This window comes from Aerococcus tenax, from assembly GCF_003286645.3.
GTDB classification, from domain to species: domain Bacteria; phylum Bacillota; class Bacilli; order Lactobacillales; family Aerococcaceae; genus Aerococcus; species Aerococcus tenax.
In genome coordinates this window covers 826,457-847,225 of the sequence record NZ_CP127382.2, presented here as the reverse complement: position 1 = coordinate 847,225, position 20,769 = coordinate 826,457, and the positions used below count along the sequence as shown (strand labels likewise).

20 protein-coding genes are annotated in these 20,769 nt (G+C 39.5%); 8 read left to right on the top strand and 12 right to left on the bottom strand.

Annotated elements, in window-relative coordinates; genetic code table 11:
• Window positions 1-297: 297 nt before the first annotated feature.
• The gene (locus DBT50_RS04095; protein WP_111853353.1) at window positions 298-2,034 is read left to right on the top strand and encodes an ABC transporter ATP-binding protein; all 1,737 of its coding nucleotides are present in this window, start codon (window positions 298-300) and stop codon (window positions 2,032-2,034) included.
• On the top strand, window positions 2,024-3,823 hold the full coding sequence (locus DBT50_RS04090; RefSeq protein WP_111853352.1) for an ABC transporter ATP-binding protein: 1,800 nt from the start codon (window positions 2,024-2,026) through the stop codon (window positions 3,821-3,823). Before DBT50_RS04095 ends, DBT50_RS04090 begins: the two co-directional genes overlap by 11 nt.
• A 114-nt stretch (window positions 3,824-3,937) precedes the next feature.
• Here the strand turns inward: DBT50_RS04090 and DBT50_RS04085 are convergent, their stop codons facing one another.
• The 3 genes from DBT50_RS04085 to DBT50_RS04075 are packed head-to-tail and all read right to left on the bottom strand — an operon-like array spanning window position 3,938 to window position 6,820.
• Complete coding sequence (locus DBT50_RS04085; RefSeq protein WP_111852608.1) at window positions 3,938-5,104, bottom strand: AI-2E family transporter; 1,167 nt, start codon at window positions 5,102-5,104, stop codon at window positions 3,938-3,940.
• Window positions 5,105-5,116: 12 nt separating this feature from the next.
• Complete coding sequence (gene coaA / locus DBT50_RS04080) at window positions 5,117-6,049, bottom strand: type I pantothenate kinase (RefSeq protein WP_111853351.1); 933 nt, start codon at window positions 6,047-6,049, stop codon at window positions 5,117-5,119.
• A gap of 15 nt (window positions 6,050-6,064) precedes the next feature.
• A complete protein-coding gene (locus tag DBT50_RS04075; protein ID WP_111853350.1) occupies window positions 6,065-6,820 on the bottom strand; it encodes an acyl-[acyl-carrier-protein] thioesterase in 756 nt (251 codons plus the stop codon).
• 202 nt (window positions 6,821-7,022) lie between these two features.
• Between DBT50_RS04075 and DBT50_RS04070 the strand changes: the two genes are divergently transcribed.
• The 3 genes from DBT50_RS04070 to DBT50_RS04060 all read left to right on the top strand — a co-directional run bounded on the left by DBT50_RS04070 (window position 7,023) and on the right by DBT50_RS04060 (window position 9,410).
• Complete coding sequence (locus DBT50_RS04070; RefSeq protein WP_111818648.1) at window positions 7,023-7,316, top strand: HesB/YadR/YfhF family protein; 294 nt, start codon at window positions 7,023-7,025, stop codon at window positions 7,314-7,316.
• Window positions 7,317-7,336: 20 nt separating this feature from the next.
• Window positions 7,337-7,603: a hypothetical protein gene (locus DBT50_RS04065; RefSeq protein WP_111853349.1), complete on the top strand. Its 267-nt coding sequence runs from the start codon at window positions 7,337-7,339 to the stop codon at window positions 7,601-7,603.
• 211 nt (window positions 7,604-7,814) lie between these two features.
• Entirely contained in the window at window positions 7,815-9,410 is a 1,596-nt protein-coding gene (locus DBT50_RS04060) for an ABC1 kinase family protein (protein WP_111853348.1), read from the top strand.
• Between the two features lie 119 nt (window positions 9,411-9,529).
• Here the strand turns inward: DBT50_RS04060 and DBT50_RS04055 are convergent, their stop codons facing one another.
• Window positions 9,530-10,687 carry a YcjF family protein gene (locus DBT50_RS04055; protein WP_111853347.1) on the bottom strand — a complete coding sequence of 386 codons (1,158 nt, stop codon included), beginning with the start codon at window positions 10,685-10,687 and terminating at the stop codon, window positions 9,530-9,532.
• A gap of 174 nt (window positions 10,688-10,861) precedes the next feature.
• On the opposite strand from DBT50_RS04055, the gene trhA reads away from it, so the two are divergent.
• From trhA to rnjA, 3 genes are all read left to right on the top strand, one after another.
• The gene (gene trhA / locus DBT50_RS04050) at window positions 10,862-11,539 is read left to right on the top strand and encodes a PAQR family membrane homeostasis protein TrhA (RefSeq protein WP_111853407.1); all 678 of its coding nucleotides are present in this window, start codon (window positions 10,862-10,864) and stop codon (window positions 11,537-11,539) included.
• A gap of 133 nt (window positions 11,540-11,672) precedes the next feature.
• Window positions 11,673-11,891 (top strand): DNA-dependent RNA polymerase subunit epsilon, encoded by a 219-nt coding sequence (locus DBT50_RS04045; RefSeq protein WP_060778127.1) that lies wholly within the window; start codon window positions 11,673-11,675, stop codon window positions 11,889-11,891.
• Complete coding sequence (rnjA, locus tag DBT50_RS04040; protein ID WP_111853346.1) at window positions 11,891-13,564, top strand: ribonuclease J1; 1,674 nt, start codon at window positions 11,891-11,893, stop codon at window positions 13,562-13,564. Before DBT50_RS04045 ends, rnjA begins: the two co-directional genes overlap by 1 nt.
• Before the next feature lie 74 nt (window positions 13,565-13,638).
• Here rnjA and DBT50_RS04035 read toward each other — a convergent pair whose 3' ends face one another.
• From DBT50_RS04035 to DBT50_RS04000, 8 genes are all read right to left on the bottom strand, one after another.
• Window positions 13,639-13,824 carry a DNA-directed RNA polymerase subunit beta gene (locus DBT50_RS04035; protein WP_111853345.1) on the bottom strand — a complete coding sequence of 62 codons (186 nt, stop codon included), beginning with the start codon at window positions 13,822-13,824 and terminating at the stop codon, window positions 13,639-13,641.
• Window positions 13,821-15,134, bottom strand: a complete 1,314-nt coding sequence (gene murA, locus DBT50_RS04030) for a UDP-N-acetylglucosamine 1-carboxyvinyltransferase (protein WP_070558088.1) — start codon at window positions 15,132-15,134, stop codon at window positions 13,821-13,823. The genes DBT50_RS04035 and murA overlap by 4 nt, the downstream gene beginning before the upstream one ends.
• Before the next feature lie 54 nt (window positions 15,135-15,188).
• Window positions 15,189-15,830, bottom strand: coding sequence for a uracil phosphoribosyltransferase (upp, locus tag DBT50_RS04025; protein ID WP_060778123.1), 642 nt, complete (start codon window positions 15,828-15,830; stop codon window positions 15,189-15,191).
• 35 nt (window positions 15,831-15,865) lie between these two features.
• Window positions 15,866-17,083, bottom strand: coding sequence for a serine hydroxymethyltransferase (glyA, locus tag DBT50_RS04020; protein ID WP_111853344.1), 1,218 nt, complete (start codon window positions 17,081-17,083; stop codon window positions 15,866-15,868).
• Between the two features lie 72 nt (window positions 17,084-17,155).
• A complete protein-coding gene (locus DBT50_RS04015; protein WP_070558093.1) occupies window positions 17,156-18,187 on the bottom strand; it encodes an L-threonylcarbamoyladenylate synthase in 1,032 nt (343 codons plus the stop codon).
• Window position 18,188: 1 nt separating this feature from the next.
• Window positions 18,189-19,067 carry a peptide chain release factor N(5)-glutamine methyltransferase gene (gene prmC / locus DBT50_RS04010; RefSeq protein ID WP_111853343.1) on the bottom strand — a complete coding sequence of 293 codons (879 nt, stop codon included), beginning with the start codon at window positions 19,065-19,067 and terminating at the stop codon, window positions 18,189-18,191.
• Window positions 19,051-20,133: a peptide chain release factor 1 gene (gene prfA, locus DBT50_RS04005; RefSeq protein WP_111853342.1), complete on the bottom strand. Its 1,083-nt coding sequence runs from the start codon at window positions 20,131-20,133 to the stop codon at window positions 19,051-19,053. Before prfA ends, prmC begins: the two co-directional genes overlap by 17 nt.
• A gap of 15 nt (window positions 20,134-20,148) precedes the next feature.
• On the bottom strand, window positions 20,149-20,769 hold the full coding sequence (locus DBT50_RS04000; protein ID WP_060778118.1) for a thymidine kinase: 621 nt from the start codon (window positions 20,767-20,769) through the stop codon (window positions 20,149-20,151).

Here is a 20,769-nt window from a genome sequence, read left to right as displayed (position 1 = left end):
ATTGACTTAATATTAGTTAGGGACGACCTAAAAATCAATAGTTTTAAGTTAAAAATGATAATCTATCTTTCGATCAAATCTGATACACTCCCGCTCGATCAAATATGTTCGCCGGCTCCTTGAGTTGATTACAATAAAAAGACCTCCAAGTTAGGCATAATCCTATACTGAGAGGCAAATAAATGGGGCTATCAATGTTTCTTTTTTTATTATATATTTAGTGTGAAAACAATTATTGTCTAATTTTTCTATCGTCTTTGATGATGGTAAATGATTTATCTATTGAGGGGAGTTTTTATGAAATATATTTGGTCTTATATCAAACCCTTTAAGAAAGAGTTAATATTTATCTTCCTGGGTATGTTGATGTTTTCAGTGGTTAACCTGGGTTTACCGACCATGTTAGCAATGATTATTGATAACGCATTAATACCAGGTGACTTATCCAACCTTTACTTTTTCCTAGCAATTATGCTCTTTATTTCTTGTTTAGGGATTGCTGGACAGATTTTTGGTTCTTATTTTATTAGTAAGTTGTCAACGATGATGACAATGAATTTGCGTAATGATTTATTTAAAAAAATGCTTAAGCTTTCTCATCACGAGTTTCAAGATTACGGGGTACCCTCTTTAACCAACCGGATGACTTCCGATGCTTTTATCCTCATGCAGTTTACTCAAATGACGCTTAGGACCTTGGCAACTGCACCAGTGATGATCATTATTAGTATTTATATGATCACACGGACTTCGCCCGAATTAGGTTTGTATGTTTTTCCCGTGGCTCCTATGATAGTAGCCATGATTATCATTATTGCCTGGTTAACCTTACCGATTTCCCGTGCCCAACAAAAAACCTTAGATAGTATTAACCGGATTCTCAGAGAAAATATTACTGGTACTCGAGTCGTTCGTGCCTTTAACCGGGAACAATTTTTCGAAGAACGTTTTGAAGAAGTCAACCATACTTACCGGCAATACTCTAGTCGTCTGTTTAAAACCATGGCCATTACGCCCTCTCTCTTTTCTTTAATCATGAATATTACTATCATATTAATCGTCTGGTTTGGTGCCGGTTTTGCCGCTAGGGGGAGTGTTCAAGTAGGGACCTTAGTCGCCTTTATTGAGTACGTATGGCTAGCCCTCTTCTCCTTAACCATTTTTGCTAATATTTTCATGATGTATCCACGAGCAGTTGTTTCAGCAGGGCGGCTCGATGAAGTCATGCATACACCAATAACCGTCCCTCACCCTGAAAATCCGATTATGGAGACTGATGGTAGTGGACGCTTAGAATTTAACCATGTCGATTTTGCCTATCCTGATGCAGACGAACCAGTTCTAAGAGATATTAGTTTTTCTTCAAAGGCTGGTGAAACCATCGCCTTTATCGGTTCTACGGGTTCAGGGAAATCAACTATTGTAAAGTTAATCCCCCGTTTTTACGATGTCTCCAGTGGTGAAATTAAGCTCGATGGTATCGATATCCGCGACTTAGACTTGCAAGTATTACGTTCAAAAATTGGTTATACCCCTCAAAAGGCCAATCTCTTCTCTGGTCAAATTGCCACCAACCTTCGCTATGGTAAGTTTGATGCGGACGAGGAAGACATGGACCACGCGACTTCGATCGCACAGGCTAGTGAATTTATCAATCGGCTAGCGACTCGTTACCACACCGAATTGACCGAAGGCGGCACTAATTTATCAGGTGGCCAGCGCCAACGCCTATCCATTGCCCGTTCAATTATTGGGGACCGGGAAATATATATATTTGATGATAGTTTTTCCGCGCTGGATTATAAAACTGACGCTGCTGTACGCCAAGCGCTTAAGGAAGAAACGAAAGACGCGACAACAATTATTATTGCCCAACGAGTCGGTACCATCATCAATGCTGATCAAATTATCGTTTTAGACCATGGGCAAATCGCCGCAAAAGGCACCCACAAGGAACTATTAAAGTCATCTCCGCTATATTATGAAATTGCTTCGTCACAACTTACCAAGGAGGAATTAGAATATGGAGAATAATCGTCAATTAATGAAGAGTCTCTGGCACTTTATTTCTCCCTACCGCTTTAAGTTCAGTTTAAGTGTTATTTGTACAATCGTTCTATGTCTATCAAATGTCCTTGAACCGATTGTCCTAGGCTTAGCAATTACTGAAATCTCTAAAAATATATTAGCCATCATGAATAATGTGCCAGGAGCTGGCATTAACTATGACTACTTATTAAAGATCATGGCCCTTTACTTTCTACGAGGGATCTTCTACCATGGTTCTTTTTACCTCAGTCAATACTGGTTAACTGATGTCGTGCAACATTCGATTTATGATTTGCGTAATGCCATTAGTCATAAAGCAAATCGCCTACCAGTTTCCTATTTCGATAAAAATCAAACGGGAGATATTCTTAGCCGAATGACTAACGATGTGGATACCTTATCCAATGCCCTCCAGCAATCAGTTCTTCCCCTATTAACCGGCGTTTTACAAATTAGTTTTGCCTTAATCAGTATGTTTATATTGCATTGGAAGCTGGCCTTAGTTAGTGTCATCTCTATGCCTATTACTTACTTGAGTGCAAAATCTATTTTGAATTACTCCCAACCAATCTTTAAAAAACAAGCAGATGCTTTGGGACACCTCTTTGGCTATACCCAAGAGCAATTATCCGGCTACACCGAAATAAAAGTCTATAACAAAGAAAATGAGTCGGTTGATGAATTTGAAAAACGTAATCAAAATCTGCAAGAAGTTGGCTTTAAAGCCGCATTCCTAGCTGAAATTCTCCAACCCATTTTAAGCTTTATTTCTAATTTAGCCTATATTGTAATCACTGGTCTCGGTGCTTATTTCGTCTTTATCCAACAATTAACCATTGGTAACTTACAAGCCTTTGTTCAATATGTCTGGCAAATTAACCAACCCATCCAAACTATCACCCAACTCATCGGAGTGATTCAAAGTGCTGTAGCAGCCAGTCAGCGAATCTTCACCTTCCTTGGCGAAGAAGAGGTCTACCAAAAACCAGTGACTGAACATCTTCCTCTAACAATTAAAGGACAAGTTAGCTTTGACCATGTGAAATTTGCCTATGATGAGGATAATATCTTAATGCACGATGTCTCCTTTACCGTAGAACCTGGTCAAACAGTTGCCATTGTTGGCCCAACTGGAGCAGGTAAAACCACCCTGATTAACCTGCTCATGCGCTTCTACGATGTCCTGGACGGGTCCATTAAGATTGATGGCATTAATATCAAAGATATCAGCCGACATGATTTGAGAAGCCATATTGGGATGGTCTTACAGGATGCTTGGCTCTATACAGATACTATCCGTGAAAATATTCGCCTTGGTGATCTAGAAGCCAGTGATTATGAAGTGATTGATGCTGCTAAGATAGCCAATGTTGATCATTTTATTCGTACCCTACCTGGGGGCTATGATATGGAAATTAACGAAGAAGGAAGTAATGTTTCTCTAGGTCAAAAACAACTCATGACCATCGCCCGAGCGATCGTATCTGATCCTGATATTCTCATTCTCGATGAGGCAACTTCCTCGGTTGATACTCGCTTAGAGCAATTAATTCAATCTGCAATGGACCGTATCATGGAGAACCGGACCAGCTTCGTCATTGCCCACCGTCTATCAACCATCCGTAATGCCGACATCATACTAGTCATGAAAAATGGTGATATTATCGAACACGGTAACCATGATAGTCTCATGGCTAAAGACGGTTTCTATGCGGATCTTTACAATAGCCAATTTAACCAAGAAAGTGCCGCAGAAATTCACATGGGCTATTAGCGAATTCATTTTTTAATAACGATGACTATAAGTTTTCTTGCTGCTAGCTTCACTAAAAACCATTAAAATATTGTATAAGAAAAAGGCTGGAAGTTTTGTTCCAGCCTTTTGCTCTTATTTAGGATCGATTTCTGCGCTCCAGGTTTCGATATCTAACTCTTTCAGATCGAGTCGATGATTAATGGTAGCTGCTGTGAGTTGGTAGATTACCGATACCGTAGGGACACTGAGTAACATTCCTGGTAAGCCAAAGAAGGCACCGCCGACAGTCACAGCGACTAGGGTCCATAAGCCAGGTAAACCAACGCTTCCCCCAACAACACGAGGATAAATAATATTCCCTTCCAGTTGTTGCACAACAGTTATAAAAATGATAAATAAGATCGCTTTGGTCGGACTAGTCACAACGATTAGCAAGGCCCCAGCAACTGCTCCGAAGATTGCTCCAAAAATAGGAATCAAACCCGAAGCCCCCATTATCACTGAAATAGTTAAAGCATAAGGAAAATGACAAATTAACATGCCAATATAAACCATAATTCCGAGTATAAAAGCTTCAAGAACCTGGCCACTAACAAAATTAGTGAAAACATCATTGGCTAACTTTCCCACATTGACTAAGTAATTTGCCCAAGGTAAATTACAAATGGCATAGATGACTTTCTTTACCTGTCTGGTTAAAGTTTCCTTGGCCGAAACCACAGTAATCCCAAAAACCAAAGAAATAAATAAGTTAAACAGACTATTCACCAGGCCAATACCGATGGTAAAGGTTTGTGAAAGCAAATTGGTAGCTAAGGATTGCACGAAGGCGATGGCTCTTTGGGCTAAATTATTTAAATTGATATCCAATTGTTGGATATAAGTCACTAATTCAGGATGACGGTCAATAAAACGCATGACCTTCGAGATGACTTGACTAATGGTTGTAGGCACGATGGAAATGAATGAAGTGATCGTATCTTCAAAATCAGGTAAGACTAAGAAAATTAAAAAGTATATCAATAAGACGATAAGAATCAAGGAAAGAACAATGGCTAAACCACGCAAGGTTTTCCGATGCCTTTTAAAATAATCGATTCTTTTTAAGTATTTTTCAATATAATTTACCGGAATCGATAGAATAAAGGCAATTGCTGCCCCAACTAAGAATGGACTAATTACATTTTGAATCTGGCCCATAAAATTACTGATAATATTTAAATTATTCATTATCCAAAGGACCGCCAAAAGAATGGCTATTCCACTAAAAACTTTTATCCAATTCTTTTCAAAATTCATTTTTCATTTCTCCTAATAGCGTCGCATTCTAATTGAATCAATATAGTGATTTTCTATTTTGTGAATAACTATGTCTGCCCGATCTCGAGTGGGTAAAATATAGTCTTCCAAATTAACTAAATTAATGTTTTCCCAAGTCCGTTTAGCTGAACGTAAAGCATCGTCTAATGACATCTTACTATATCGTTGGTTATAGTGATCGGGGTCTTTCAAGGCATTTTCACGAAGTAAAATAAAACGTTCCATATACCATTTTTCAATTAATTCAGTATCGGCATCAACATAAATAGACAGATCAGCATATTCACCAATAAAAAACTGGTCTGACCCGACAAATTGTAAGACATTGATCCCCTCAACAATTAAAATATGGGGCGATTTAATTTCCCGGTAGGCATTAAGTCGGTCATAACTTTCGTGAGAGTACAAAGGCACCTTGAGGCGCTGCTTATTGCTCTTGACAGCCATGAAAAACTTCTTTAATTCATGCATATCATAGCTTTCCGGGAAGCCCTTACGGTGCATTAAATCCCAATGTTCTAATTGCTCATTAGGATATAAAAAACCATCGGTAGTAATTAATTCAACATCTAAATAGGGAAAAAATTGCGATAAAAAGAGTTGCAATAGACGCGCCGTAGTACTTTTACCAACGGCAACACTTCCCGATATGCCAATAATAAAAGGTGGTATTTTATCATTGATTCCTAAAAATTGATTGCGTTCACTAATCAATCTTTGATAATTTTTAAAGTATATACTAATTAATTGTGTGAGAGGCTGATAAATATCATTAGCATCTTCTAAAGTCAGATGATCATTAAAAGCCAGCAAGGCCTCTAATTGCTTCTCGGTTAATTTCACATTAATATCAGATGTAATTTCGTCACGATAAGCATGCCAATCGTCACGATCAATAATATGATACATATTATTGAAAGCCATTCCCTAAACCCCTTACTAGTCTTTTCTATTCCAAGATATTTCAACACTTGCATGAATATTATCATCAAAGGATACAATCTTATGCTTGGTCAATAACTGCTTATCGCCTGCTTGGTTGATTTCTGATTTTAACCAGCCACGATCCCCTTCATAGAGCTCGTGTTTATAGCTGATGATCAAATCTTTCACCTGCCAGCTCTCTATAAATTCTTGACCCACTTGCCTAAATATCCAATCCAAATAAACTAAATTGTTAACATGCTTATTCTGATCAATCGCTTGATGATCAACCAAGAATTCACTTAGCAAATCGGCATCTTCTGTTGGTGAAAATTTAATTTTATTCAAACGAATGCGCTTGCTAACATCAATCCCTAGTTTGGCATCTAAAGAGTGCGTATCAACCCGCTCGATTTGACGACTGACAAAATCAATCAAAGTATATACCATGGTACACTTGGCTAAAAGGGCTCTTTCTTGATCAACTAAGCTAAAGCTTCTTTTTACAAAGAAGGCGTTAGCCCCTGTCAACTCTGTAGTCACAGTGACAGTTTCATTACATTCTGCTAGACGGTTAATACTTAAGTGATTTTCAACGATTACCCAGATATAACGCGAGTCCAACGACCAAAGTCCGGCCTGCTTGAGGGCTTGATCGTGGTCAGCAGAGAGGGCTAAAAAGAGAGCAATGAGGCTCTTAATTTGAATACGACCTTCTTGATCACATTGATCCTGACTGATAATAATATCTTTTTGATAAGACGCTGCCATTGAACCCCTTCTTCACAAAATTGTACTTGAACATTTAGAATATATCGACTTCCATTATAGCATTTAACTGTCCTATAAATAAATAATAAAATAAGAAAAGCTCTAATAAACTCAGGCATTTTGACCCCCAAGCCTTTGACTAGTCAAGTATTCTCTTTTCATCTATAATGGAGCTAGTTTAAAGATACAGGGGAGTGAAAATATGCAAATTCGAATTAGTGATCAGGCATTAAAGTTTTTCAAAGAAGATATGGATTTAGGTTCCGGGGATGCTGTCCGTTTCACCAGTAAAGTCTATGGAAAAACCAACATTCATGAAGGTGTGTCGGTAATGGTTCAAGTCAGTCAACCACAAAAAATCCTGGTAAGTGAAACAATCGATGGCATAACCTTCTTTGCTGAAGAAGATGATGCTTGGTTTTACAATGATCACTCTCTAGAAGTTGACTACGATGAAGAAGAAGAAAAATTATTATTTACTTTTGTTGATGACTAATTAAAAGGGGCAATGTAATTATGGATAATCTAAAAAAATTATTTTTAGCTGCTGTTGGTGGAACTAGCCTAACCATAGAAAAAGCTCAAGAAATGATCAAACAAGCCATTGATAAGGGACAAATAACCGTCCAAGAAGGTAAAGAACTGACTGAAGACTTAAAACGTAGCTTTACCGACCGAACTCAAAAACAATCTCTTTCAGAACAAATCGAATCCTTGCAAGTACAAGTTGATAATTTATCTGACCAAGTGAATCAGTTATCAGAAAAATTAAATGAGATCTAAGAAAAATGTTTTCTGAACGCTTATCTAAGGGTAAGCGTTTTTTCATAAGGCTGAATCGCCATAGAATATAACTGATTAATCAGAATTCAAGGATAAATATTTGGCTTAGACGTCAGTCAAGAGTTAATCAGCTCATTGAGACTTTTTACTTTTACTAGAACAAGACTGGGCCGAGTAATTATTTAACCCCATTTTTCTAGGAAGTGATCGCATGGCAAATAGAACACATCGCTTAAGTGAAATCATTCAAGTTTTAGCTAACTTTGGTTTTGGAGAAGTTTACCAGCGCAGTTTTAAAAAATTGGATGTCCAGGAAAGTGCTAAAAATTTAAGACAGGCTTTTGAAGCCTTGGGGCCTTCCTTCATTAAAATTGGTCAAATACTCTCCACTCGAAACGACCTCCTCTCAGAACCTTACATCTTAGAATTGCAAAAGCTACAACACTCTGCCCCTCCCTTTTCTTACCAAGAAGCCGAACTAATTATTAGAGAAGAATTAGGAGAAGCTCCTGACCAATGCTTCGCAAGTTTTGCTAAAGAAGCCCTAGCTACTGGATCGATTGCCCAAATCCACCGGGCCCAATTACAGACTGGTCAAGAGGTCGTGGTTAAAATCCAACGTCCCCAAATCAAAGAGCAATTAATCTCCGATATTGATTTATTCATTCACGTTATCAATAAAATCCCTACTATTTTCACCAATATTATCTCCAATCCAGTGGCTATTCTCCGGGAAATTCGCCAGCAGAGTCTTTTAGAGATGGATTTCTTAAATGAAGCAAATAATATGCGACGTTTTCAAAGCAACCATGACAAGCGTTCCTTAATTGGCCTTCCCAACTATTATGGTGATTTAACCACCCACAAAGTATTGGTTATGGACTATATTGCGGGGGTTTCTATTGGTAATGTCTCAAAGTTAAAACAAATGGGCTATGACTTGAATAATATCGCCGAAAAGCTGGTCTATTCTTTTCTTTACCAGGTATTTGAGGATGGTTTTTACCATGCCGACCCTCACCCCGGCAATATTCTTATTAGTCAGGAAAAAATTTATTTTATTGACCTAGGAATGATGGGGACACTCTCCTCCTCCGATCAAAAATTATTAATTAATTTATTAGAGGCCCTCGCTTTTAAGGATATTGATGAATTAGTCCGCCTCCTACAGATCATCTGTAAGGGACCTCGGATCACTGACCAGTATAGTCTGTATAAGGACGTTCAGTGGTTATTTGAGCGTTACCTCACCACTGGCCTGGAAGCGATTGATATGGGAGAAATTTTTCAAGAAGTCATGAAAACTGCCTTAAAATATAAGTTAACTTTTCCCACTAAGTTCGTCCAATTAAGTAAAACCGTGATTATCCTAGAAGGCATCTGTGAATCCTTGAATCCTGAATTTGATTTTATGTCTATTTTTATGGATTTTACCTTCCATCACTCCTTATTAGAGCAGAGTCATTTATTCAACAAGGATCACTTGCTCCGCGAATCCACTCGTTTATTGCGGTCGGGTATTTCTCTCCCCCAGCAAGCCAACCAGGCTCTCTCTGAATTCATTAAGGGCCGTACGACAATAAATATCTCCATGCGAGAAGTTAAAGAGTTAACTAAAGAACTTAATCAGATCATTAACCGAATTGTTACAGCCCTCATTTTGTCAGCAATAATCATCTCATCCGGCTTTATCGTTTCCCAAAACAATAGCCACTATGCCGGCAATATCGCCCTACTATTCTTTGTCATGGGAGTAGTCCTGGGGCTTTACCTGCTCTATTCCTTTGTTCGTTCACGAAAAAAATAATAGGTAATATTAAACCAGGAGGATGGAGCTTTTGGCTCATCCTCCTGGTTTTCCTCTTTTATTCTTTTAACATGTCTAGTCAATCGATAAAAACTAGTCTCACGCTCTTCACATGACGATTAATCTTTCATGTCTTCGACATCTTGAAAGTCTTTATCTTTCTTCCCGCGTCTTAGGCGTTTTCTAAAGTGCGTTTTCATTAATTTATTAAGACTTTCAAGCGAAATTTCTTCACCCTTAGCCTCCGATTCTGCAATAATGGTTAATACTTCAATATAGGACATCGCTAAAGCAGTCGTCACCATAGCAGCAGTCGATCCTGAGATCAGACCCCCTAATGCAGATCCTAAACCTGGAATAAACTTCACCAAGTTTGAGGCAATGGTTCGCCCGATATAAGTCGCCCCACCAGTCCCGATCACTGCCCCTAGAATACTAATGACTTGCTTACTTTGCATAGAGATGCCGAAAATAGCTGTTATCCTAGCTAGCATAGTAATTTGAATTGGCACGAGCAAAGTTGCGTCAGAGAAAGGAATCGGGGAAAAACCGACTCCAAAAGTCATGGCTACTGACTTTTTTGCCCAACGGCGAGCAGCCTTGGCCTTCCGTTTAATATCAATCCGTTGAGCATTGGTAAAAGCGGGATGAACGTTTTCTGGAATAACTAAGAAAGTTAAATTAAGTAAGTCTTCCAAGCCGAAAGCTTCAATAGTGACTTGGTCATTAATTCTGTAATCGGCTGCCATGACTGGAATGACACCCTGGATAGGTAAATTAAGACTTTCAATATAAGCCTTCATGGTATCACCTGCTTCACCAATTGATTGGGTCAAAACGACAATAACTGGCATATGGTCAGCGAGCTGCTCAATTAAGTCAATTTCCATTTCTTCAATCCGTTGAGAATTCGCATTGATACAGTAATAAGCTGCGTGTAAATGACTGCCCTCTTTAGTGAGATCAGTTTGTAAAGCATTAATTTCTTCTTTAATTTGCTTTTGTACTTCTTTTGAAAGCTCTAGTCCCCGACTATCATATAAATTAATGGGCATGTCTTCTTTACTAAGCTTTTGAATATGTTGGGTGATGGGTTTTCCTACGCCCGTTTTAGCCAGTTCTTCTCGAAAGATATTATTAATTAAAGTACTTTTACCCACACCAGTTTTTCCAACGACGAGAATTTCAATTTTTTCCATTTCATTAATAGTATCGCCGGCCTGGTTGAGTAAATCGTCTGCCAGTGAAAAATCAAAGTTTTTAGGATTAAATGCCATTCTGCTACCTCCTCAGTTCCCTACAATTATAGCAGAAGACGCTATTAAAGATAAATTAGGACGACTTTAACTCAAGCTTGCAAGACAAAGTCCACATTTTCTTCCTCCAACACCGATTAAGGATTTGTGTTATTATATAATTATAAAGTGAGCTTAATGGAAAGTAGGATGACCATGGAAAAGCAACCAAACCTCTTGTTTTCAAATCACCAGATATTGAATTCGCGATCCTATCAAGTAACAAGTCAAATTTTTAGTGCGATTAGCCATGGCATTGGCTTACTGCTAGCCTTAATTGGTACGGGACTTTTAATTAGCAAAGCTCTCCATTTTCAAGAACTTAACCGGCTAATGGCTTACACCATTTATGGCTTGTCGATGGTTAACTTATATTTCTTCTCAACCATGTACCATGCTCTATATTTTACCAAGGTAGCCCCAATCTTCCGCTTTTTTGATCATTGCAGTATTTATTTTCTCATTGCTGGCTCCTATAGCCCCTTTTGTTTAATTGCTTTAAACAACCCCCTGGGCTGGCTAATTTTCTTCATTGAGTGGTTAATTGTAGCCCTAGGTCTTTATTGTGAAATCTATAAGCGACATTGGTTGAAAAAATACTCAACCTACATTTATTTAAGTATGGGCTGGCTAGCTGTCTTTATTGTTTACCCGATCATCCAGTCGGTATCTCTAGCTGGCCTTCTATGGCTTTTAGCCGGAGGACTTTTTTATTCGCTAGGGACTTCTTTCTATCGTTTCGATCATAAATATGTCTATTTTCATACCATTTGGCACCTATTTGTTCTATTAGGGACCGCCTGCCAATTTATATCGATTTATTTTTATGTTTAACTCGCCTAATGAAGCAGGAACTTGCTAGAACAACTTTATTTAGGCAAAGCTCTGTCATTATGCTAAAATAGAACAAGCGATATTGATTCAATTCCAATAAACAAGCTAATTTATACTAGAAAAGGAGAATTTTATGATATTTAAGGTGACTTATCAAGAAAAAGCTAACGAAGCACCTGTTCGTGAAAAAACTCAAGCACTCTATATCGAGTCCGATAGCATTATCGATGTACGCCAACAATTACGAGAAAATACCCCTTATCTCGTTGAACACATCCAAGCATTAGATGAAGCCCATCTGGCCTATGAACAAAAAAGCCCAGATTTTCATCTTACGGAGTTTGATAAATAATGAGTTTTGAAGTAAAAGATAATGAAGTTTATGTCTTTGCCATTGGTGGTCTTGGCGAAATTGGGAAGAATATGTACGTGGTCCAATACCAAGACGAAATCATTATTATGGATAATGGGGTTAAATTTCCTGATGATGAATTACTTGGCATCGATTATGTGATTTCAGACTATAGCTACCTCATTGAGAATAAGGATAAGGTAAAAGGAATCTTTGTTTCCCATGGCCACGAAGACCATATTGGTGGAATTCCTTGGTTATTAAAACAAGTGAATTTTCCCATTTATGCTGATCAATTAGCACTGGCTTTAATTCGAGGCAAATTAGAAGAACATGGTTTATTAGGTGATGCGATTTTACATGAAATCGATGATGAATCTGTGATTAATTTTGATAAAACTTCCGTTTCATTCTTCACAGTAAACCACTCAATTCCTGGCGCCAAGGGGATTTTAGTGAAGACTCCCGTTGGAGCCGTTGCTTTCACAGGAGACTATAAATTCGATTTCACTCCAATTGGTAAGCATGCAGACTTGCACAAAATGGCTCGTATCGGTGATGAGGGACTCTTACTCCTATTAGCTGATTCAACAAACTCTGAAGTTCCTGGTTGGACCATGTCTGAACACTATGTGTCCAATTCATTGAAAGATATTATGACACCAATCGAAGGCAGAATCATTTTTGCTTCCTTTGCTTCTAATATCTCCAGGTTAAGTGAGGCCATAGAAATAGCAGTCAACACTGGCAGAAAAATTGCCGTATTTGGACGCTCAATGGAGAATGCCTTCCGTAATGCCCAAGAAATTGGCTATTTTAATATTCCTGAAGGTACCTTCATTGAAGCAAAAGAAATTAATGACTATCCGGATAACGAGATCATGATTATGTGTACAGGGTCTCAAGGGGAACCACTAGCTGCCCTAAGTCGGATTGCTAATGGCACCCACCGGCAAGTGACCTTGCACCCAACAGATACCGTCGTATTTTCTTCTTCCCCTATTCCTGGTAACTTATCCAGCGTCAATAATCTGATTAACAAGTTATTAGAATCTGGTGCTGAGGTGGTTCATGGCAAGATTAATAATGTCCATACTTCGGGACACGCTAGTCAAGAACAACAAAAGTTATTACTTCGCTTAATGAAGCCAAAATTCTTTATGCCTGTTCATGGGGAGTACCGCATGCTTTGTGTTCATGGTGAAACTGCCCAAGCTGTTGGTGTACCTGAAGAAAACGTCATCATCCATGATAATGGACAAGTTGCTGCCCTAACCCAAGACTCCTGGCGAGAGGCTGGTAAGGTACCTGCTGATGCTGTCTATGTTGATGGTAAGGGGATCGGTGATATCGGTAATATTGTCCTCCGTGACCGGCATAATCTTTCCGAGGATGGTATCGTCATCGTTGTCGTTACCGTTAACTTTGAAAATAACGAATTAGTTGCAGGTCCTGACATTGTCTCACGTGGATTTATTTATATGCGTGAATCTGGCGACTTAATTAAAGATGCCCAAAAGGTTGTTCAAACGACGGTTATTGGTCATCTCAACTCAGGAAAGGAAGTCAATGAGAAAATACTCCGTGACAGTATTCAAAATGCTCTCTATCCTTTCCTACACAAGCGTACCAAACGTAATCCAATGATTCTACCTGTTATCATGCCGGTTTAAGCTAATGAGCAAGTAAAAAAGGAGCGACTCCAGTGAATAATCTTTCACTGAAGTCGCTCCTTTTCATTTAGTTTTTATTGAAAGAAAGCGTATAGATGGTTCCAAACATCTTGGTTAAAGACGTTAAATAGCTGGTGGTCACTACTAATACCATAACCAGGTAATAATCCAATTAAAAATAAGAGGACCATTCCTAAAAGGCAAATAAGTAACCACTTAAACATGTTTTTAAATCGACTGACTAAAAGCTCCTTGTTCATGATCCAACCTCATCTAAGCGGCTTTCAATTTCTTCCTGACTATATTTATCAAGATCAAGCCGAATAACCTTAGCTCCCAAAGCTTGCAATTTTTTGTCAAAATTAGCGTAGCCACGATCGAGATACTCTAGTTTACTTACTTTAGTAATGCCCTCTGCCACTAAACCAGCAATAATAAGAGCCGCTGCTGCACGTAAATCAGTTGCCACAACTGCTGCTCCCTGTAAGTGGTTAGGGCCATCAATCGTTGCAGTATCACTGGTAATATTAAAAGAAACGTTCATTCGTCTTAATTCTTCTAAGTGCATAAAACGATTTTCAAAAACAGTCTCTTCTAATTTTGAACTTCCATGGGCAATGGCTTGGGCAATGCTGAATTGGGCCTGCATATCTGTCGGAAAACCGGGATAGGGCATGGTTTTTATATTTGTGGCCTTTAATTCTTTCGGGCCGATAACCCGTATTCCTTCCATTTCTTCTTCAATTTGAACCCCCATTTCCTTTAATTTAGAAATTAAGGGAAGATTATGTTCTGCTACCGCGTCTTTAACCAGGACATTGCCCCCAGTGACTGCTGCAGCTACCATAAATGTTCCCGCTTCAATGCGGTCATGGATGACGGCATGCTGGGTACCATGCAGGGACTCAACGCCTCGAATTCGGATGATATCGGTACCTGCCCCAGAGATCCTTGCCCCCATACGGTTGAGGAAATTAGCCAAGTCAACAATTTCAGGTTCCTTAGCAACATTTTCTAAAATGGTGTCCCCTTTGGCTAAAGTTGCCGCCATCATAATATTTTCAGTTGCTCCTACACTAGGAAAGTCCAGGTAAATATCAGTACCGACTAATTCATCACAACGAGCTTCAATATAACCATTTTCGGTCGTCACCTTAGCTCCCAGGGCCTCAAAACCCTTAATATGTAAGTCAATGGGACGTGAGCCAATAGCACAACCCCCTGGCATGGCCACTTTGACACAACCTAAGCGAGCTAATAAAGGTCCCATAACGACGACACTGGCGCGCATCTTACTGACAAATTCAAAGGGCGCTTCACTTTGGATAGCCCCACTAGCATCCACTGTTATCACTCCAGCTGCTTCATCAAAGTCCACTTGAGCATCAAGGTAATCTAAAACCTTATTCATCAAATAGACATCAGAAAATAAAGGGCAATTTTCAATAACACTTTTTCCTTCTTCGGCTAATAATGTTGCAGCCAAAATAGGAAGCACCGTGTTTTTGGCTCCATCGACTTGTACAGTTCCTTCTAAGCGCTGACCGCCTTTAACGACCATCGTTTCCATTTATTTAGACACCATCCATTTTCCTATGCTTTCTAACGAAACTTTTTCCTTAAATTAAAGGGTACCGAACAAGCGGTCACCAGCGTCCCCTAAACCAGGAACAATATAGCCATCTTCATTGAGCTTTTCGTCAAGAGCTGCTGTATAAATTTCCACTTCTGGATGAGCTGCTTGTAAAGCTTCTACCCCTTCAGGAGCAGCAACCATACATAAGAACTTAATATCGGCAGGCGAAACATTGCGTTTCATCAAGGCCTCAATGGCTAGAATAGCTGATCCACCTGTTGCTAACATGGGGTCTACAACAAGTACTTGACGTTCTTCAATGTCGCTAGGCATTTTAAAGAAATACTCGTGTGGTTCTAGAGTTTCTTCATCACGGTACATACCAATATGGCCTACTTTAGCGGCTGGTGATAAAGATAGGATTCCGTCAACCATACCTAAGCCAGCCCGAAGTATAGGAACAATGGCCATCTTTTTACCAGTAATCATTTTTTGAGTCGTTTTTGTAATCGGGGTTTCGACTTCAACTTCTTTTAATGGCAAGTCACGTGTCGCTTCATAACCAACAAAAACCGTGATTTCATCAACCAGTTCACGAAAGTCCTTACTCCCTAAGTCTTTATCGCGTAAAATCGCTAATTTGTGTTGTACTAAGGGGTGGTTAACAATATGTAATCCTTCTTTGTTCATAAGAAACTCCTTCTTTTTAAATCTATTTCCCTACTTTACTCACTGAGCGGATATTTTTGGGTCAGTTGCTTAACTTGTTCCTTAACCTTGGCAATGACTTGATCATCATCAAAATATTTGACAACTTGAACAATCAATTGTGCCAGCAAGCGACAAACATCTGCGGTAAAGCCACGTGTCGTTATCGCTGGTGTCCCGATGCGAATGCCACTGCATTGGGTAGGCGGCAAAGTTTCACCTGGAATGGTGTTCTTATTGACCGTGATATGGACTTGACCAAGCTTCTCTTCAACGGCTTTACCCGTTAAGTCAAAGTCACTGACTCTAAAAGCGATTAAGTGGTTATCCGTTCCACCAGACACCACATGAATACCAGCTTTACTAAATTCGCTAGCCATGGCCCGGGCATTGATCACTACGTTTTCCATATAATCTTTAAAGTCAGGATTTAAAGCTTCTTGAAAAGCGACCGCCTTAGCAGCAATCACATGGAGTAAGGGACCACCTTGGTTACCAGGAAAAATTCGGCTATTAATTTTTTTAGCGTAGTCAGGATTATTGGTTAGAATAATCGCTCCCCGGGGACCTCTCAGGGTTTTATGGGTAGTTGAAGTCACTACATCAGCATAATCAACTGGATTTTCATGGATTCCAGCTGCTACCAAACCAGCAAAATGAGCCATATCGACCATTAAAAGGGCCCCAACTTCATCAGCGATTTGGCGAAAGGCTTTAAAGTCTAACTTTCTAGAGTAAGCAGAATATCCTGCCACAATCATTTTTGGCTTTGCCTCCAAGGCAGTTTGACGAATAGCGGAATAATCCAGCTGTTCGCTTTCGGGATCGACACCGTAGGAAACAAAATGATAGCGCCGTCCAGAGAAATTAACTGGAGAGCCATGGGTCAAATGCCCACCATCGGTCAGATTCATTCCTAAAACCGTATCCCCTGCTTTAAGGAGGGCATCATAAACGGCCATATTAGCTCCCGAACCAGAATAAGGCTGGACGTTCACAAAGTCTGCGTTAAATAATTTCTTAGCGCGATCAATGGCTAATTGTTCAATCTTATCAACGACCTCACAACCGCCATAGTATCTTTTTCCTGGATAGCCTTCCGCATACTTATTGGTTAAAATACTCCCTTGTGCGGCTAAAACATCCTTAGATACCCAGTTTTCGCTAGCTATCAACTCGATACCATTTTCTTGGCGCTGTCTTTCTTGATCAATTAAGGTAAAAACTTCATCCATTATCTCACTTCTTTCAATACAGATCGTATCTGTTGATACTAAGTCGATTTTACCATAGATCGTGATAGATGTTTACGATTCTATCTTTTTACTGGCAGCTTTTAGTAAACGATTACGGTAAGCGGTATTGGCCTCTGTATCAGCTAATAATTCAACATATAATCTTTTAATTTGATCATTATCATCAAAGGCCCGTAACCCCGCAAATAAAAGGTGGGTAGCTGTTGCTTCATTAGTCCCTAAACTAAAAGTAGGCAGGTCAGCATCTAAGTGACTCAATATTTCATCGCTAGCGATCACCGCACTCTCAGGAGATAATCCCTGCTTCGAAGCAATAAGTTCAAGGAGCTTGTCATGACTGATGGCAATGACTTCTTGATGGGGACTATAGTGGCGATATTTCATCCCAGGTGCCTTGGGATGTTCCTTAGAATCTTCAGCAATTTGCTGGGTGGCATCGATAATTCTTTGCTCCGGTAAGGCATTCCGTAAATCTTTTAAGGTGATCGCACCTGGTCTTAAAATAGCCAATTCTTCAGGATTACTAATATCTAGCACCGTCGATTCCACGCCAATATGGGTAGGTTGACTATCTAATACTCCCGCGATTTTACCATCAAAATCATGTAAAACATGGTCAACCGTCGTTGGACTCGGTTTACCTGATAAATTAGCAGATGGTCCCACAATCGGAAAACCTGTTTCTCTAATGACTGCTAAGGTGAAGTCGTGGTCGGGCATCCGAATGCCCACTGTCTTTAACCCCCCGGTAACGGTTGGGCCAAAAATTCCAACCTTAGTCGGAACAATCAAGGTCAAAGGCCCCGGCCAGAATTGATCAGTCAGTTTTTTAGCAATTGCAGCTTGCGCTTCATTGACTATATTAGAATAACGAAATAAATCTTCTTTACGGCAGACATGAACGATAAGGGGGTTATCACTAGGACGCCCCTTAGCTTGATAAACAGAAGCCACTGCCCTTTCGTTATTCGCAATCGCTCCTAAACCAAAGACAGTTTCCGTAGGGAAGGCAACCAATTGGCCTTGTTTTAAATATTCTGCTGCCTGAGCAGTCTGTTCAAATGTAAAGCGCTTGGTAATCATTTTATTTATCCTTCTTCCATTGCACATAGATTATTCGATCAATACCATTATAATCTTTAATCGATTTCACTTCAGCCTTAGGATTTGACTTTTTAAAGAGACTGATAATCTTAGCGGCTTGGTGACTTCCACATTCCATTAATAGGATCCCGTCAGCCTTCATAAAGGACTGGATGTGGCGGGCGAATTGCTTATAATAATAATAACCATCGTCTTTGGCAAAGAGAGCTAGCTTCGGCTCATACTTTAAGACGTCCGACCCCATTTCATCAATTTCATTTTCACTGATATAGGGCGGATTAGAAATAATCAGATCAAATTTTCGCTGAGCTACTGCATCCAGCATATCGCCCTTGATCCATTCAATAGTGACTTGGTGAAAATAAGCATTTTCCTTAGCAACTGCCAGGGCATCTGAAGAGATATCAACCGCTGTCAAATTCAAATCAGGGAATTCTTTAGCTAAAGTGACTGCAATTGCCCCGGATCCTGTTCCTAAATCTAAGACATCAGCTTGTTTGACCAATTGGCGTGTTTCTCTTAAGGAGTGAACGCAATCAATCAAACGCTCCGTATCAAAACGAGGAATCAAAGTAGCCTCGTTGACATGAAAGCGGTAGCCATAAAACCATGCCTCCCCTAGTAAATACTGGTAAGGCATATCCTCATCGACTATTTTTTTCAACATTTCCTGGTAGTTTCTCATGGTCACTAGATCCATTTGATCTTGTTGCTTACGATACCAAGTCGTTACATCCCAATCCATCATGCCTAATAAAAGGTGATAGGCAATGGCTGGGTCCTTACTGTTTGATTCCAAAAAAGAAGAAGCCCATTGCTGAGCTTCTATAAATCGTAGCTGATTAGATGGTCGTTTCATTGAGTTCCTCTAATTTTTGCGCTTGATCAGCAAGAATTAGGGCGTCAATAATTTCATCTAATTCGCCGCCCATAATGCGATCTAATTTTTGTAAAGTTAAGTTGATCCGGTGATCGGTTACCCGGTTTTGTGGGTAATTATAGGTCCGAATTCTCTCAGAACGATCCCCGGTTCCCACTAAATTCTTTCTTTTTTCGTCGTATTCATCTTGCTCTTGTGATTGATAGTAATCATAGACCCGAGACCGTAAGATAAGCATCGCTTTTTCCCGGTTTTGTTGTTGGGAACGTTGGTCTTGCATAGCGACTTGAATCCCAGTAGGAATATGGGTCATCCGTACCGCTGAACTGGTCTTGTTAACGTGTTGCCCACCAGCACCAGAAGCGCGGTAGATATCGGTTCTAATATCCTTCTCATCAATTTCAAAATCTAAGTCTTCCAATTCAGGCATGACGCCAACCGTAGCTGTTGAGGTATGGACCCGACCTTGGGATTCGGTTTTAGGCACCCGTTGCACCCGATGAGCACCACTTTCATATTTTAATTTTGAATAGACTTTGTCCCCTGAAATTTGAAGAATAATTTCTTTATAGCCCCCTAAGTCATTAGATGAGGCGTCAGCGACTTCAACATGCCAGCCTTGGGATTCTGCATAGCGCGAATACATTTCAAAGAGGTCAGCTGCGAATAATTGGGCTTCATCCCCACCAGCTGCCCCACGGATTTCCATAATAATGTTCTTGTCATCATTAGGATCACTAGGCAACATTAAAACCTTAATTTCTTCTTCTAAATCATCACGCTCAGCTTTTAATTGATCGAGTTCACTCTTAGCCAGCTCTAACATGTCCTCTTCGGATGTCTCTTTAATCAGCTCTTCAGTGTCTTCGATGCCTGAAACAATTTCCTTATAGTGCTTAAAAGTATCTACTTTAGGACGTAGATCAGCTTCTTCCTTAGCTAGGTCTCGGAAGCGTTTATGGTCATTAATCACATCTGGATCACTTAAAAGTTCAGCAAGCTCTTGATAACGAGCGATAAAAGTATCTAATTGCTCTTCTAACATTTAATCAACCTTCCCTTATTGGCATAATGATGCACGATGAACTGCGATTTTCCCATCTTCTAATGGGGGGTGGTTATAATGTTTACGACATACTGGATAATAAGATTCATTACCACCAATTTGAATTTGTTCACCAGTATATACCGGTTTGTCATTATGAATTCGTAAGTTCATTGTTGCTTTTTTAGCACAGAACCAACAAATTGTTTTTACTTCTTCTATTTTATCAGCCAAAATTAACAAATAGTGGGAGCCTTCAAAAAGTTCATTTTGAAAATCATTTTTTAGGCCAAATGCCATTACTGGTATGTTTAACTGGTCGACCACTTTGGCCAAATCAAAAATATTCTGCTTACTTAAAAATTGTGCTTCATCAACTAAGACACAGTAGATTTTTTCCTTTTCATTTTCAGATTCAATATAGGAAAAAATATCAGTATCAGGATCGATACTATAGGCCTCACGGTCTTCTCCTATTCGACTCGAAATAACGCCGATGGTCCCTGACCGGTCATCGATCGCGCTAGTCATTACTTTGACAGGTTTACCTTGTTCTTCATAATTATGGGCAACTTTTAAGATCTCAAAAGATTTTCCACTATTCATTGCCCCGTATCGATAAAATAACTGTGCCAT